Annotated in this window: 8 protein-coding genes; 1 reads left to right on the top strand and 7 read right to left on the bottom strand. The window is 64.8% G+C overall.

The window, feature by feature from the left end; all coding sequences use genetic code 11:
• Positions 1-17 precede the first annotated feature (17 nt).
• The gene (locus P5F91_RS25850) at positions 18-767 is read left to right on the top strand and encodes an SGNH/GDSL hydrolase family protein (protein WP_145610089.1); all 750 of its coding nucleotides are present in this window, start codon (positions 18-20) and stop codon (positions 765-767) included.
• A 61-nt stretch (positions 768-828) separates the two neighbouring features.
• On the opposite strand, the gene P5F91_RS25845 is transcribed toward P5F91_RS25850, so the two are convergent.
• From P5F91_RS25845 to P5F91_RS25815, 7 genes are all read right to left on the bottom strand, one after another.
• The gene (locus P5F91_RS25845) at positions 829-2073 is read right to left on the bottom strand and encodes a DUF418 domain-containing protein (protein WP_186454672.1); all 1245 of its coding nucleotides are present in this window, start codon (positions 2071-2073) and stop codon (positions 829-831) included.
• Between the two features lie 64 nt (positions 2074-2137).
• Entirely contained in the window at positions 2138-3664 is a 1527-nt protein-coding gene (locus tag P5F91_RS25840) for a tryptophan halogenase family protein (RefSeq protein WP_277908656.1), read from the bottom strand.
• 147 nt (positions 3665-3811) lie between these two features.
• Positions 3812-6745, bottom strand: coding sequence for a TonB-dependent receptor (locus P5F91_RS25835; RefSeq protein ID WP_145610086.1), 2934 nt, complete (start codon positions 6743-6745; stop codon positions 3812-3814).
• Positions 6746-7240: 495 nt separating this feature from the next.
• Positions 7241-8896 (bottom strand): tryptophan halogenase family protein, encoded by a 1656-nt coding sequence (locus P5F91_RS25830; protein ID WP_277908655.1) that lies wholly within the window; start codon positions 8894-8896, stop codon positions 7241-7243.
• Between the two features lie 123 nt (positions 8897-9019).
• Complete coding sequence (locus P5F91_RS25825; RefSeq protein WP_145610084.1) at positions 9020-11890, bottom strand: TonB-dependent receptor; 2871 nt, start codon at positions 11888-11890, stop codon at positions 9020-9022.
• Between the two features lie 937 nt (positions 11891-12827).
• The gene (locus P5F91_RS25820) at positions 12828-13487 is read right to left on the bottom strand and encodes an HD domain-containing protein (protein ID WP_277908653.1); all 660 of its coding nucleotides are present in this window, start codon (positions 13485-13487) and stop codon (positions 12828-12830) included.
• Positions 13488-13640: 153 nt separating this feature from the next.
• Entirely contained in the window at positions 13641-14168 is a 528-nt protein-coding gene (locus P5F91_RS25815; RefSeq protein WP_277908652.1) for an isochorismatase family protein, read from the bottom strand.
• Positions 14169-14272: the final 104 nt, after the last annotated feature.

Here is a 14272-nt window from a genome sequence, read left to right as displayed (position 1 = left end):
TGGGAGGAACCTTGAGAATGAAGAAACGTACCGTCGCCGCTGCCCTGATGCTGGCCGGCCTGATGGCTACCCCGGCGCTGGCCGAGGACAACAAGCCGCCCAGCGCCGAGCAGGTGGCCAAGTGGCACCAGGAAGAGGAAGACCGCCTGCACCACGACTTCGCCTATCTCAACCGCTACGCCGCGGACAATGAGAAGCTGGCGCCCGGTTCGGTCCAGGTGGTGTTCATGGGCGACAGCATCACCCAGCTATGGGTGGACAAGACGCCCGGCTTCTTCACGCCCGGCCGCGTGGGCCGGGGCATCAGCGGCCAGACCACGGCGCAGATGCTGCTGCGCTTCCGCCAGGATGTCATCGACCTGCACCCCAAGGTCGTGCACCTCATGGCCGGTACGAACGACCTGGCCCAGAACTGGGGGCCGGTATCGCCGCAGCAGCTGAAGAACAACATCATGAGCATGGTTGAACTGGCGCAGAAGCACGGCATCACCGTGATCCTGGCCGGCATTCCCCCGGCGCTGGACTTCAAGTGGCGCCATGGCCTGGACCCGGCGCCCAAGATCGCCGCGCACAATGCCTGGCTGAAGGACTACGCGGCCCAGGTGGGCGCCCTGTTCGTCGATTACAAGGACGTGGTGGGCGACGGCAAGGGCGACTTCAAGCCCGGCCTGGCCTCCGACGGCGTGCACCCGACCGAGGCCGGCTATGTCGCGATGGCCCCCCTGGCCGACAAGGTGGTGAAGGAAGCGCTGGCCAAGGCCAAGTAAGTTCGCCGAACGTTGTCGGAGCGACGAACGCCCGGGATCGGCTGGTCCCGGGCGTTTTGATTTACGCCGCCTTCGCCAGCGCCGCCTTCGGGGTGTGGCGCAGGGGCAGGGACAGGGTGCGGAAGGTGGCGGCGCGCCAGACCCATTCCAGGGGGCCGTAGCGGTAGTGGCGCAGCCACCAATGGGCCAGGACGCATTCCAGGATGACGAAGGCGATACCGCTGGTCACACTGTAGAAGGGGCCCATGTAGCGATAGAGCCCCAGGCCGAAGCCGTAGAACAGCGGCACGAAGACCAGCGCCTGGGTGATGTAGCAGGTCAGGCTCATGCGCCCGAAGGAGGCGAGCGCCCGCAGCGGTGCCAGGGACTGGATGCGGGGATACAGCAGGACGAAGCCGCTGGCCCAGACGGCCATCTGCGCCAGGCCGCAATAGGCGCTGGCCAGGTTCGTCACCTCATAGGCCGTCATGGGCGGCAGGCCGGCACCCTCCGCCAGGCGCTTCAGGGGATAGAGCACGGCGAAGGCCAGCGCGCCGCCGGCGAGGACGCCCTGCAGCAGGCGGCGATGCTGGGATGCCCGTTCCAGGATGTGGTTGCGCCCCACCACCAGGCCCACCAAAAACAGGCCCATCATCTGCATATAGCGGCCGGTCTCGATGGTCCAGAAGGTGCGGGCCAGCACGCCCTGCCATAGGTTGGCCTTCACCACGTCCCAGAAGCCGCCGTGGGCGTAGATGGGCATCAGGCCCTCATACACCGTCCAGTGGACGGGGACGGCCGGCGTGGGGGCGGTGCCGCTCAGTAGGCCCGCCACCAGCCACAGGGTGGGCGGCTGGATCAGCAGCGCGGCCGCCAGGGCCAGCAGAACCCGGTCCCCCAGGCGGTGCAGCAGCACCAGGGGCGCGCCCATGACGGCCAGGATGGTCAGGATGTCGCCGCAGTAGATCAGACCGTGCAGATAGCCGATGGCGAATAGCACGGCCAGCCGCCACAGGAAGCGGAGCGACGCGCTGCCCGCCCGCCGCGACCAGCTGCCCAGGATCAGGGAGAAACTGATGCCGAACATCAGGGCGAAGATGCCGTAGGCCTTGCCGGCGAACAGGAAGAAGGCCGTGTCGTGGGCCGCGGTGTCGAACGGCTTCAGCCAGGCCGGCGGCACGGCCACGTCGCTCAGGAAATCGAAATGCTCAATGGTGTGCAGCAGGAACAACCCCACCAGGGCCGTTCCCCGCAAGGCGTCGATGACGGTGATGCGGTCGCCCGATCCGTCGGCACCCGATCCCGATGCGCTCCCCGATGCACTCATATCAGGCCATCCCGTTGTTCTTCTTACCCCCTGGCTGGACATCTTCCCGGGGATGCCAGCGTTGTCATGCTGCCACCGGCCGGTCGGCGCGGCAATGCCGGTTGATGAACTCGGCGTGGGTGGGCAGGGCGTCCGCCATGCGCCGGATGGCCTCCCGGATGCGGGCCAGGCGCGCCGTCACCTCCGCCTCCGGCATGACGTCGGCTACCGGGTCGTAGGAGTGCGGCTGGATGCCCTGGCCCAGGAACACGGCAACCCAGCTGGGCTCGGCGAACAGTTGCTCGTCAAAGCGGGCGATGCGGCCTCGGGCGCGGAACAGGTCGATCTTGTGCCGCAGGCTGTCGGGGATTTCCATGGTGCGGCAGTAATTCCACAGCGGGGAATCATCCCGCTCCACCGCATGGTAATGCAGGATCAGGAAGTCGCGGATCTGTTCGTATTCGATGTTGGTCAGGCGGTTGTACTCATCTACCGTCGCCTGTTCGAACCCGTCGCGGGGCAGCAGCGAGACCATGCGGAACAGGCCGCTTTGCACCAGGTGGATGCTGGTGGATTCCAGCGGTTCCATGAAGCCGGAGGCCAGGCCCAGGGAGATGCAGTTCTTGGTCCAGGAGTTCTTGCGGCGCCCGGTGGTGAAGCGCAGCAGGCGCGGGTCGGCCAGGGGCTTGCCGTCCAGGTTGGCCAGCAGGGTGGCGGTCGCCTCGTCGTCGCTGATGAAGCGGCTGCTGTAGACATGGCCGTTGCCGATACGGTGCTGCAGCGGGATGCGCCATTGCCAGCCGGCCGCCCGCGCGGTGGAGCGGGTGTAGGGCGTGATCGCCGCCACCCCCTCGCACGGCACGGCCACCGCGCGATCGCACGGCAGCCAGTGGGACCAGTCCTCGTACGGGGCCCTCAGCGTCTCCCCGATCAGCAGGCCGCGGAAGCCGGAGCAATCGACGAACAGGTCGCCCTCCACGCGGGTGCCGTTGTCCAGCACCAGGCTATCGATGAAGCCATCGGGCTCGCGTTGCGTCACCTGGACGATCTTGCCCTCGGTGCGCTTCACACCGTTGCGCTCGGCGATGCCCCGCAGGTACTGGGCGTACAGGCCCGCGTCGAAATGGTAGGCGTAGGCAATAACGGGGCCGCCGGGCCGCGCGTCCGGCGCCGGCGGCTGGAACTTGCCCATCCGCGCCGCGACGGTGGAGGGGGAATAGTCGCCGATGTCGCTGGTGTCGCCCTGGGACTGCTGGCGCAGCCAGTAATGATGGAAGGAGACGGCGTCGATGGTGTGGCCATGCGGCCCGAAGGGATGGAAATAGCGGTGGTTCAGCCGCGTCCAATCGACGAATTCGATGCCCAGCTTGAACGTCGCCTGGGTCTTGCGGACGAAGTCGACCTCGTCGATGCCCAGCAGGTGGTTCAGGAACTGGATGGGCGGGATGGTGGCCTCGCCCACGCCGACGGTGCCGATTTCGGCTGATTCCACCAGTTCGATGGCGCCGTATTTGCCCTTCAGCACCCGGGCCAGGACGGCCGCCGCCATCCAGCCGGCGGTGCCGCCGCCCACGATCACGATCCTACGCCCGCTCCGCATCGCCTCGGCCATGGCGGCATCCCCCCACATGATCTTATCGTTGGCCGCCCAGCTTACGGCAGGGAACGGCCTTAAAAAAGGCGGCCCTGCCTCCCCGGCCGCGACCAGCGCGACCGGGAAGAGACAGGGCCAGACAACGAGACTCCCCAGGAGAAAGCGTTACAGGGAGCCGCGGATGACGAAGGCGTAGCGCCGGTCGGCGTCGACCCAGTTGTGGAAGGTCAGGTGGCCGGGGTACCCGACCAGGATGCGGGTCTGCGCGTCGGTCAGGTTGGCCGCTTCCACACCCACCTTCAGGTAGCTGTTGATGGTGTAAAAGAAGGACGCGTCCAACTGGCCGTAGTCGTCGGACCAGGCCGGAATGTTGATGTTGGCCGCCGATGTGGTCAGCAGGTAGCGCTGGCGCCAGTTGTAGGCCAGGCGGAACTCAAACGGGCCCTTCTGGTAGATGCCCGCCAGGTTGTAGCTCCACTTCGACATGCCCTCCAGCGGCAGGCTGGTGTTCGTCGGCGCGGCGTTGGTGACCTGGGTGGCGTCGTAGGGGTTGGCCGCCGCGTTGCGGCCACCCTCGCTTTGCACGAAGGTGACGTTGCCCTGGAAGCCCAGGCCGCTCAGGAGGCCCGGCAGGAAATCATAGAACTGGGTGTAGTCGAACTCGAAGCCCTTCACGCTGCCCTGGCCGGCGTTGTAGGGCTGCACCACCAGGACGTTCCGGGTCACGCCGTTGTTGGTGAAGGCGACGTTCTGCGGCGACGTGGTGATGAAGTCGAACACGTCCTTGTTGAACACCGCGGCGGTGATGCTGCCCGTGGGGGCGAAGTACCACTCGATCGAGGTGTCGAACTGGTTGGACCGCATCGGCTTCAGGTTCGGGTTACCAGCGTAGCCCGTCCACTGGTAGACGCAGTTGCCGGTGGCGCCCGTTCCCAGGCTCTGGCAGTGGCCACTGCTGTCCAGCAGACCGGCGGTCGCACCGATGTTCAAGGACGGCTGCAACTGCGAGAAGTCCGGACGGACGATGGACTGGGCGAAGGCGAAGCGCCACTGCAGGTCGTCCTGCAGCTTCAGACGCAAGTTCACGCTGGGCAGCAGATCGGTGTAGTTGCGGCCGCCGCTGATGACCGTGCGGGCGCCGTTGGCGAAGGCCAGGTCCGACGAGGGCGCGCCGTTGAGGTTGGTCACGGTTACGAAGTTGGCGTTGCCGGTGCCCTTCGCGTCGGTATTGACGACGCGGAAACCGACATTGCCGTCAAACGGCTTGTTGCCGCCGAAGAAGGGCACGTCATGTTCGAAACGCACCAGGGCATATCCGGCCGTGGTCTCTTCCGTCTGGGTGTTCACACCGGCACCGCCGCCGTTGTAGCTGCTGTAGTCGCCGTTGAACGGAACCCAGTTGCCATAGGAGTCCGCTGCCGACAGGGCCTTCAATTGGGCCGCGACCCCATTGTAGAAGCCCTTGCTCAGGGAGGCGCTGGGGATGACGAACTGTGTCGGGACGGTCACGCCGCCGCGATAGAAATTCTGCAGGGGCCACACGCTGGCCGACGATGCGCCGGGCGTGGTCTGGTTCAGCGTCTGGATGCCGTTGGCGCCCCAGCTCTGCACCACGCCGCCCCAGTTGTAGTTGGTTTCACGCGTGATGGACTTGCGGTCGGTGTGACGGACGCCGAAGCGGAAGGACTTCAGCCAATCGGCGTCGTCGAAGCTGTACTCGGCGTCCAGGCGCTCGGCCCACTCATGCGCCTCGTTGTTGTTATGATAGTCCATCGCCGCGTTGTAGTAGTAGTTCGCGGGATTGGAGATGAAGCTGGTGTTGGCCGGGATGCTGATGGTGGGCAGACCGCTGCCGTTCAGCGTCAGCGTTGCCGCCGGCAGGGGGTTGGTCAGCGCTTCGAAAACCGTGAAGTCCAGCTGCTTGCTGGTGGCGTCGATGTACTGGGCGTCGCCGCTGATGTTCCAGTTCTTGGTCGGCGTCCACTTCATGTGCAGGGAATAGTCGGACGTGACCGATTCCTTGATGTCATAGCGGCTGTCGATGACGTCGGGATTGTTGGTCGTGCCACCCACGGTGTCGGCAATGGTGCCGGAGATATAGTTGCCTTGGGCGTCGTACTTGAAGCTGGTACCGGCGGCCGGGCCGTTGCCGGTGCCGGAGTCCAGGCCGATGGCGTTTTCCAGCGACTCTTCCGTGGCTTCCGACCGGATGTACTGCGCCGTGAATTCCAGGTCGCTGCTGGGCCGCCATTGCAGGGCGCCGACGATGCCCTTGCGCTCACGCGTGAATTCCAGGCTGCGGTATCCGAAGCCGGTGGGGACATAGACGGTCTGGCCGGGCACCAGGTCGGTCCGCGCCTGGAAGGGGTCGACCGACACGGTGTCGGTGCGGCTGGCGAACTTGCCGTCCGCCACGTCAATCAGCACGCCCACTTCGCCGATGCCGGTGTTCCAGCGGTCGCTGTAAAGGGCGGAGCCGGACGGCTTGCCCTTGCCCACCAGGTCGCCATAGCTGTAATCGGCGGAGTAGGCGAGGATGCGCTCTTCGCTGTCGAAGGGCAGGCGCGTGCGCAGGTTGATGGTGCCGCCGATGCCACCTTCGACCAAATCGGCCGACGGGTTCTTGTAGACGTCGACGCCGGCCATCAGTTCCGACGGAATGTCGGCGAAGCTCAGCGTGCGGCCGGACTTGGCCGAGAAGCTGTCGCGGCCGTTGAATTCACCGCGGACCCAGCTCAGGCCGCGGACCTGGACACCGTCGCCCTCGACCGAGATGCGGTCGGCGTCGCGCGGATCGGGCGTGCGCTGGATGGTGATGCCGGAGATGCGCTGCAGGGCCTCGGTCACGCTGCGGTCGGGCAAGGCGCCGATGTCCGTCGCGGTGATGGAATCCACCATCTGTTCCGAGTTCTGCTTGATGGCCTGCGAGCTTTCGATGCTCTTGCGAAGGCCGGTGACGACGATTTCCTGCAAATCATCGCCCGCCGCCGGAGAGGCGGTTTGTGCATATGCGAAAGACGTGGCGCCGATCGCGCCAATGGTCAGCGCCGAAGCGCCCGCCAACATGAAATTACGATAGGAGCGATTGGAGCGTCGCATCGCGTTTCCCTTCCCTGATTTATATTATTCCACGGCAGAACCGCGGCTCTTTTTACCAAGGCGCCGCTCTGGGGCGTTAGCCTGTGGTCATATAAATCCATATGGGACTTCTCGCCGGCGTGCAACCAAAGAATGTTAGCGCTCCCATCAAAAATGGTAGCGTTCCTTTACGCAATGTTAGGAAATCGCGGACTTGACCAATATGCAAACGCTCCATAGCGTAGCGAATATTAAAAAAGCGTTTTTGAATCCTATACATAGCGGCCACCTCTGGTAGTGCACTCGCCACGGCGGCTAGGTGTTGCGCGGATGCCGCTATCGGTGACAAAGACGGTGCGGTTTCGGTCCCCACGTCCCGCCACTGCCGCTCCGCGGTCGCTACCATTGTAGGCCTAGGACTCAGGTCGTATTTTTCAGACAAGAGTCAAAAACCGCCGGAAAGGACCTCCGGCGGTTTTATCAGACATGGAGTGAAGACCTGGCTCGGGTGGGCGCTTAACGGGACAGGCCGGCCATGCCGGAGGACAGGCTGGCCCGGCCGGAAGGGGGCCCCCCGAAGGGCGTGCGCGGGCGCAGGCCGTGGCGGTAAATCTGAGTGATCAGGTCGCGGTGCCGGGGCAGGGCGCCCAGGGCCTGCTCCGTGCTGGCGCGGATGGCGGCGAACTGTTGACGGGCCTCATCCATGTGGCGGAAGGCGCCGGCCTGGGCGCTGAGATCGGTGTGGTAACCCATGCCGTACAGCACGAATTGCCAGCTGGCCTCGCTGAAGGTGTCAAGGTTGAGATCGAAGTCCAACCCCTCCGGCGGGCGATGGCGCCAACGGTCCAGCAGGTCGTGCAGCGTGTCGGGCGCGGTGGCGGCGTCGGCGTTGTCGCGCCAGAAGGCGGTATCGGTCCGCCGTGTCAGGCAATAGTGCAGCTTCAGGAAGTCCAGCGCCCGTTCATAGCGCTGGCGCATGATGCGGTTGAACTGCCGCGCCGCCGTGTCCATGTTGCCCGCCCAGGGGAACAGGCTGGTCAGCAGTACGGACGCCACCTCGATCAGGACGATACCGGTCGATTCCAGCGGCTCGAAGAAGCCGCTGGAGAGGCCGATGGCGACGCAGTTGCGCACCCAGGGTTCCGGGCGGTAACCGGCTTCGAAGCGGAAGGTGCGGGCCGTTTTGCCGGCGGCCGCCGGGCCGATATAGTCGCGCAACACCTGCTCGGCCCGCGCGTCGTCGGTATGGTCGGAGGAATAGACGTGGCCGATGCCGCGCCTCGTCTCCAGCCCGATGTCCCAGGTCCAACCGGCCTCATGCGCGGTGGAGATAGTGTAGGAGGGGATGGGGGCGTCCGGCTGGTCGTAGGGCACCTGCAGGGCCACGGCGCGGTCGCAGAACAGCCACTTGCGGCAGGACTGATAGGGGGACTTCAGCGCCTGGCCGATCAGCTGGGCGCGGAAGCCGGTGCAGTCGATGTAGAGGTCGGCTGTCAGGGTGCCGTTCTCGCGCGTGACCACGCCGGCGATGGCGCCTGCTTCGTCCAGGGGCACGGCGTCCACCGTGTCGATCACGTGGCGGACGCCCAGATCCGTGGCGACGACGCGCAACAGGCGCGCGAACTTCACCGCGTCGAAATGATAGGCATAATTCAGTGGCGCCGCATAATCGGCATCGCCAGAGCGCTTGGGCGCCAGGGCCGCGTCAGCCACCCGCTTCTGCATCGTGAGCGCAGTATCCAGCGGCACGCCCTCACCGGCGGCACCCAGCAGCCAATAGGGCACCAGGTCCAGGTCTTGGCGGCTGATGGCGGACTGGAAGGGATGGAAGTAGTGGTCGCGTTCCCCGGACCCCGGGGCATGCTGCCAGTGATCGAAGCGGATGCCTTGCTTGAAGGTCGCCTCGCTCTCGCGCATGAATACCGATTCATCGATGCCGATGCGGCGCAAGGTGCGCTGGATGTTGGGGAAGGTACCTTCGCCCACGCCCAGGATGCCGATGTCGGCCGATTCCACCAGGGTGATGCGCGCGCCGCCCGGCTGGCCGATGGACAGCGTGCGGGCAAGGTAGGCCGCGGCCAGCCAGCCGGCGGTGCCGCCCCCGACGATGAGGACGTTCCTGACCGGTGCGCCGTTGGCGCGGGTGCCATCGGGGGCGTTGGTGTCGGCCATGCCCGTTCTCTCCCATGATGATCCGGGACCCAATAGAGCCTCAGACCTTGGCAAAGGAAAACCCCCGGCCCATGACAGGCCGAGGGTTCCCTTTATCACTACCGTGTCGACCCTGGGGGCCGATCAGTAGGTGAAGCGCACCACCGCGCTGTAGCGGCGGTCGGCCACGAACCAGCTGCGGCCGTATTGCTGGCTGCCATAGCCCATCAGCGTCTTGGTCTCGCTGTTGGTCAGGTTCTGGGCTTCCAGCGTCAGGGTGATGTGGTCGTCGAAGCTATAGGCGATGGACGCATCCAGCGACCCGTAGTCGTCGGAGAAGATGGGCAGGTTGTAGGTGACCGTCTGGCCGGCGGCATTGGTGTAGGTGCCGTTGGTGCCGTTGGCCGTCGGGGTCAGCAGGTACTTGCTGCGCCAGGTGTAGGCGAGGCGGGCCGAGATCGGGCCTTTCTCGTACATGCCGGTGATGTTGTAGTTGTACTTGGACAGCAGATCGACCGGCAGGCCGGTAATGCGGTTGCCCAGCATGTCGTAGGACAGGTCGCCGGGGCTGCGGCTGTTGATGTAGGTGAAGTTGGCGTCGATGCCCAGGCCGTCGAACGGGGCGGGCAGGAAGCTGAAGAACTTCTGCACGCCGAACTCGGCGCCCTTGATGTAGGCGGGCGAGGCGTTGAAATAGCCGCTGGACGACACCGGCATGACCTGCGTCACGCCGCCCGGCAGGGCGATGGGCAGGTTCAGCGGGGTCACGCCATAGGAGATGTAATCCTTGATCTGCTTGTAGAAGCCGGCCAAGTGCACCTGGCCGTCCGGCATGTACCATTCCAGCGAGACGTCCAGGTTGTTGGACAGTTGCGGCTTCAGGTCCGGGTTGCCGGCGTAGGTGGTGGCGCCGGTGATCTGCTGGCTGGCGTTGGTGATCAGGCTGATCTGGCCCGAGGCGTTCAGGGCGTTGAAGCTCGGGTTGGACATCGACTGGTACGCCGCGAAGCGCAGATGGATGTCATCCTGCGGCATGAACTGGATGTTGAACGACGGCAGGGCCATCAGGCTGTTGTGCCCGCCGCTGTTGGCGGTGAAGCCGCCCGGCAGGGTGCCCGAGGCGCCGTTGTAGAACACGGTGCCGGTCGGCTGCTGGATGGAGCCTTCGCTGCTGTTCTCGTTGTTGACGATACGGACACCGAAGTTGCCGTTCATCTTCCAGCCGAACAGGTCGTCCTCACCGAAGCGCGTCATGATGTAGGCGGATTCGGTGCGCGTCTTGGTGTGGGACAGCGTGGCGGCCGTATAGGTCACCGGCTGGGTGTTATCGCCGGGCAGGCCGTAGGCGTGGTGGATGGCCGTCAGGTTTTCCGGATAACCCTCCGCCAAAGCCCAGGACGGGAAGGCGGCGGCGCTGGGCAGGGCCGTGGCGCCCCGGAAGAAGTTGCTGAAGCCGCTGACGGTCACGTCGCCAGGGGCGGCGTTGCTCAGGTACTTGAAGGTAGACGGGTCGTTGAACGACGGCGTCAGGCCCACCCAGTTATAGCCCGAGACGTTGTCCTTCTCCGTCCGGTCGGCGAAGCGGGCGCCGACCTTGATGGCGCGCAGGAAGCTGGACTCCGAGACCTTGTACTCGGCATCCCCCGACCACGACAGCTCGCGGCCGATGTGGTTTTCCAGGTGGTCCATGGTCGCGTACCAGATGGTGCGCGACGGATCCGCCACCTGCGCCGGGTTGCTGACCTTGATGGACGGCAGGTCGCCGGTCAGGTCGATGGCGTAGCTGGGCACCGAAACCTGCGAGAACAGGTCGATGCGCTGCGTCTGCGCCTGGGAGACGGCGTACTGGAAATCAGTGTTGATGGTCCAGTTCGACGTCGGCGTCCACTTCATGCCCTGGGACAGGTCGGTGGTGACGTTGTGCTGGTTGGTCAGGCCGGGGTTGACCGTGGCCAGGCTGCCGCCGGTCTCGGAACCCACCTGCAGCGGATCCCAGCCGGTGGAGCTGAGGTTGTTGGAGGTCAGCAGCCCACCCGAGGGGCCGAAGGTGCTGGTGCTGCCAGGGGACACGGTGACGGCGTTGCCGCCCGTGTTGTAGACGCCCGCCTCGGTCGACTTGCTCCAGTAATCCGAGCGGAAGCCCGTCTGGTAGAAGGTCAGGTCCGGGTTGGGCGACCACTGCAGGGCCTCATAGGCGCCCAGGCGCTTGCGGTCGAAGTTGCCCGAACGCCAGTCGAAGCCGCCCGGAACGTAGACGTTCTTGCCGTTGAAGGTCTGCGGGAAGTAGGGCTCGACCTGAATGGTGTCGTGGCGGGTGCTGATGTCGCTGTAGGCGACGTCGAACATCGCACCGATCTCGCCGATGCTGGTCTGCCAGCGGTTGGCGTACAGGATCGAGGCATCGGGCTTGGTCTGCTGGATGAAGTCGCCGTAGTTCGCGCCGACGGAGCCGCTGATGGTCTCCTTGTCGTAGTCGAACGGCATCTTGGTGCGCAGGTTGACCGAACCGCCGATGCCGCCCTCGATGATGTCGGGGGTGCCGCTCTTGACGACGTCGATGCCGGCCAGAAGTTCCGGCGGCACGTCCTCGAACAGCAGCGCGCGGCCGCCGTTGGCGCTGAAAGCCTCCCGGCCGTTCAGGGTGCTGCTGACCTGGGACAGGCCGCGCACGGTCACACCGGAGCCTTCCACCGAGTAGTGATCAGGGTCGCCCACGGCGGCGAAGTGGGTGATGGACACGCCGGGGACGCGCTGCAGCACTTCGGTCACGCTGTTGTCCGGCAGCTTGCCGGCGTCGTCGGCGGAAATGCTGTCTAGGATCTGGTCAGCGTTGGCCTTGCGCTTGGCGGCGTCGGAAACGGCGAAGCGCTGACCGGTGACGACGATCTCCTGAAGTTCGTCATCGGCGGCGGCGGCCTGGGCCCGCGCCACGGAAGCGGCGGTCAGGGCGCCGAGAACCAGCACGGACGCGCCGGCCAGCACGAAGGAACGATAGGAATTCTGGGGCCAACTCATGGCGTTTCCCTTCCCTGGGTATCTTATTTTCGTGGGTCGAGCCCCACGCGTTTCGGCCCGGAGTGCCGCCGTTCAGCGCGTCACACCGTAGTCATATAAATGCATATGGAGATTCATGGGGGCCTGCAACGAGAGAATGTTAGCGCTCACATGAAAATTGGTACCGGTCCCTTTTCAAGGGCGGTTATTTTGAAAATTATCTAATAAAATCAATGTACTCAACTATAGGTCTGTGTTGCATGAAGGGCACAGCGGCGTCTTTGCAGGGGGTGTTCGTTATCGTGCATTTCGTCGCGGGAAAAAGGGTTTTCTGACCGAACGGCCAGCCAGGTTGTCGGCCGGATATGACTGATTAACCTGGATATATCGGCAGCGCCGTCGGCTGTGCGAACGGTTATGGCAGGCTCAGGCCCCCGCTGTCTGGCTCGATGCCGGCAAGGACAACGGGAACGATGTCGCACGTCGCATCCACTTGGAATCCACACGTCAAGATGGCAATGTTCGTCAACCAAAACTCGTGCAATTCTGCCATCATATTATCGAATGCAGAATGATTTGGTGGGATCTATGGTCACTATCTTGAGTAAATACCACCATCGATTTTCTATTATCGAATATAAGTGCTAATCATTCACCGAAAATCACCTAACCAACACGACGTCATCTAAATATGATAAATATCTAGCCCGATAAATGACACCGTTGTCGGTGCACTTGCCGCCGAGCCCGCCCCGGGTGCGGACGTTTTGTTTGATATAGGTCCGAAAATCGGGTGAATGGGACGTTGGTGATCTCGAAGACGGCCGCCAGTGACGGGATGGCGGGCGCGACGGCGCTGGTGCTCCCCGATCACTGCGACCAGTTGTCCGCTCGTTCAGCGTGCGCCGCACGTTGAGGCTGCGGGAACGTTCAGGGAAGGGGGGCTCGGTCCACGGCCTTAGCCATGCCAGTGCGATCCGCGGATGACGCTGCAGAAGTTGCCCCGGTGGAAATGCGGTTCCTTGTCGGCGATCACGTCGGCCTTGACGTTGCCGAAGGTGGTGTCGGGCTTGTGCTTGATGCCGTCGTAGAAGGCCTGGATGATGTCTTCCTTGAAGGTGGGCGTCCGCGGGAAGGCGGCCACCACGGCGTCGCGGATGTGGTCCGGATACTGGTCGTAGGTCAGCCCCAGCACATCCATCTCCACCCCGGCGGTGGTCAGAGCCACGACGGGATGCATGAATTCAGGAATGCCGGGCGTGGTGTGCAGAGCGATGGCAGTCCACACCGTGTCCAGGTCGGTCGTGGCGATGCCCCGGCTTTTCAGAAAGTCACGGGCGGCGTTGGCGCCATCGACCTCAAAGCGCAGATGGGCGCTGCTGTGCGCCTGCATCAGGCCGGTGTCGTGGAACATCGCGGCGGCGTAGAGCAGTTCCGCATCATAGGTCAGGCCGCGCTGCACGCCGGCCAGCGCGCCGAAGAGATAGACCCGGCTGGAATGGTTGAACAGCAGCTCGGTTTCCGTGTCGCGGATATAGGCGGCGATGTCGCGCGCCAGGGCGCTGTCCGGAATAGCGACACCGCCGATGGCATCGGGTGAGATCAAGGGGGTGGCCATGGGATCCTCCTGGGGTCGGGTGTGCCGGGCCAGGACGGCGCCGGCCACAATTATATGCGCCGGCGGTGTTCGCCGCCGCAACGCGACCCGGGGCGGGATTCCTGCCAATCATGCCCTGTTTCCTGCCAGGGCCCGTTTACCGCCTGGAAGCCCTTATTTGATCAGGGCGATGACCTCGCGGAAGCGGGGATGCTCCGCGCTTTCCAGCCATTCGAACACGGCCATTTCGATGGTGATGATCTCCGCCCCTTCGGCCGCCAGGCGGTGCAGGCCGGCGGCCTTGTTCTCTGCCGTGCGCGAGCCCACGGCGTCCCCCACCACGCAGACGCGGCGTCCCCGCTCCAGCAGCCCCAGCGCCGTCTGCAGCACGCAGACATGCGCCTCGCACCCCGTCAGCACCACGGCATGGTCCGGGGGCAGGCGGTCGATGAGGACGGGCGTGGCGTCAAAGGTCATCTTGGGCAGGACGGATGCAGCATCGGGCGTCAGTTCCGGCACGGTGACGCCCAGGCCGCGCGGGTTCTGTTCGGTGAACAGGGCAGGAATGTCCATCAGCCCCGCGGCGGTCAACAGGCGCCGGGTGTTGGCCACCACGCCGCCGCCATCCTGGAGGGCCGGTATCAGCCGGGCCTGCAGGTCGATCACGGCAAGCGTGCTGCGGCGGGGATCAAGACGGGGCACGGCTAGGCTTTTCGGCTGGGGCGAGGGGCGTGAAACCCACTATGCGAGGGGCCGCCCGCGTCGGCAACAGCGGCGGATCGCCTGGGGTGAGCGCGAACGGCTAG

It is taken from the genome of Nitrospirillum amazonense (assembly GCF_029594735.1).
GTDB lineage: Bacteria > Pseudomonadota > Alphaproteobacteria > Azospirillales > Azospirillaceae > Nitrospirillum > Nitrospirillum amazonense.
This window is presented reverse-complemented; position numbering and strand designations above follow the sequence as displayed.